General features: G+C 40.7%; 3 protein-coding genes, 1 rRNA gene and 1 pseudogene. 1 reads left to right on the top strand and 4 read right to left on the bottom strand.

Going from position 1 to position 2,118, the window contains the following annotated elements; translation table 11 throughout:
• Window positions 1-187, top strand: a 187-nt coding sequence (locus tag L2764_RS26915; protein ID WP_446539691.1) for a hypothetical protein, incomplete at its 5' end; no start/stop codon positions are given.
• A 329-nt stretch (window positions 188-516) separates the two neighbouring features.
• Here L2764_RS26915 and L2764_RS28465 read toward each other — a convergent pair.
• The 4 genes and pseudogenes from L2764_RS28465 to rrf all read right to left on the bottom strand — a co-directional run.
• The gene (locus tag L2764_RS28465) at window positions 517-729 is read right to left on the bottom strand and encodes a helix-turn-helix domain-containing protein (protein WP_376708513.1); all 213 of its coding nucleotides are present in this window, start codon (window positions 727-729) and stop codon (window positions 517-519) included.
• A gap of 210 nt (window positions 730-939) precedes the next feature.
• The gene (locus L2764_RS26910) at window positions 940-1,290 is read right to left on the bottom strand and encodes a transposase (protein WP_312018397.1); all 351 of its coding nucleotides are present in this window, start codon (window positions 1,288-1,290) and stop codon (window positions 940-942) included.
• An 86-nt stretch (window positions 1,291-1,376) separates the two neighbouring features.
• Window positions 1,377-1,607: pseudogene (locus L2764_RS26905) on the bottom strand (IS630 transposase-related protein); the annotation flags it as partial.
• Window positions 1,608-2,015: 408 nt separating this feature from the next.
• Window positions 2,016-2,118: ribosomal RNA gene (gene rrf / locus L2764_RS26900) — 5S ribosomal RNA — on the bottom strand; the annotation flags it as partial.

Here is a 2,118-nt window from a genome sequence, read left to right as displayed (position 1 = left end):
TTATCAATATACCAAGCTCAATGGTATCCCACCTGCACATACGGATCTGCAGAAATACTTTGAGGTCACTCCGCCCAGTGTTAATCAAATGATTAATACTCTGGAAAAAAAGGGCTCATTAGTAAGAAACCCCGTAAAGCTAGAAGTCTTTCATTGTTATTTCCGAGCGAATAGTTACCCGTTTTGAAGTGAATCCAATCGATCATTTTCACTGTGTTTAAGTACTAGAGACCGAGCAAAGTTGATCAGTTAGTTTTCCAGATTGGTATAAGTGTAAGCGCATCGCTTCTTTGCTTGTCCACGGCATCACTATTGCTCGACCTATCCCTCTGCTTGGACAGACTGAACCAAATAGATAGGCATAGTTGAACTGTTGTTGGCGTACAGCCCGTGGCCTGGTACCTTTTCAGGCCCAAATTCTCGTTGTCGTGTTTTGTTGGCCAAATCTTGCTTCATCTTGAAACCAGATATCCACGCGATCTAAAGGGAGGTGTTCGGGGGATCTTATGGATCGTTTTAATTTGGAATTTGTTTAAACGCTTCTTGAGCGTCAATGGATTGTTTTGGATGTTTAGAGCGTGAGGTTATCCATGAAAACCCCATATGATTCAATAAATAGTAGATAAAGTCAGGGTGATAATTTCCCCCAAATTCAGATTGAATATACCGGTGAATATCTGCCCCTGTTAATCGTCCACCGACTTGGGTATTACCTGCTCTTTGTTCTATATATTCAGCAAGTTGAGTTTACTGTTTACCGCTAAGGTAGGCGGGTCGACCTGTGCGTGGCTTTTCTTGCAGTCCGGCTAAGCTTTCTTCTAAAAAAGTATTTACCCACTTGTTATAGCCGGATCTACATAAATTTCGATAGTCCACATGCTCAGTAAATAACTCATCCATTGAGCAGCGTAATTTCCTTCTAATGAATTTGACTTGCGCCTATTTCTTCTCGATGGGATTGAGAACGGGACTATATGGCAGTAGAAACTCGACTATACAGCCACGTCCTGTTATTGCTTCAAGCATATCACTGCGTTTATGGAATGTGGCATTATCCATCACGATGACGGCACCCGTTTTAACCTTTGGCAATAAATCTTGAGTCAACCACGCATAAAAGACATCTGAGTTTATATAGGAAGAAAATAGGCTTAGGGTGAGAAACGTCATACCGACAATGGCGCCAATCACATTCACTCTTCCTCTGGCTTGCCAGTTATGAGTGCCGTAACATCGGGTTCCTTTTTCTGAATATCCATATTCACGAGGCATACTTTGAGCAAAGCTCACTTTTATCTAAATAGATGATTTATTTACCTTTATTTTCATACTGACAAATACGCTCAATAAATTCTGTTCTGGCAATATCACAAGCTTTAGGGTGTTTTAGTGTTTTTTTTATAGCTGATTTTGAGCCGTTTCAGCGCATAGTGTATTGTTGGTTGACCGACATTAAGGCGGGTTGCACGTTCCCATTGATAATCATCGGGGTGATCATCAACATCACGTTTCAGTGCCGTCATGTCTACTTTCGTTGCGGGTTTATTACGTTTTGAGCAAGGTTCCATCTTATTTTTCCAACGAAAAAGTGTGCTGATATTAATTTCGAAATATTGACTTGTCTACTCAAATGTCAGTTGGTGCTTTTCTTTGTAGGCGAACACCTTACGCCTGAAATCGATACTATATGCCATTCGAGTATTATCACACATTATTCTTATTTAGCTATAACGCTCGTTCTACTCACTTTTAAAGAGAGTGCAATTTTCATTCTAGACTTGCCATCTTGAAAATGAGCGAGCGCAAGGAGTCGCATCCTCATTTGAATCAATTGTTGCTTACGTGCGAGTGAATTAAAGTCGATATTTTTAAGGTTATCCATAACAACTCATAAAGAGAATGTGATAAATAGAATTAGATCATATCTTTACTTAGATTTGTATGAGAGGGTCATTTAAAAAAGCAAACATAACAAAAAGGCCACCCGATGGGGTGGCCTCTATGTTTTATTTGGCGCCTGGAAATGACCTACTCTCACATGGGGAGACCCCACACTACCATCGGCGCGATTGCGTTTCACTTCTGAGTTCGGAATGGGATCAGGTGGGGCCACAATGC

The sequence above is a fragment of the Shewanella surugensis genome, assembly GCF_023284005.1.
GTDB lineage: Bacteria > Pseudomonadota > Gammaproteobacteria > Enterobacterales > Shewanellaceae > Shewanella > Shewanella surugensis.
This window is presented reverse-complemented; position numbering and strand designations above follow the sequence as displayed.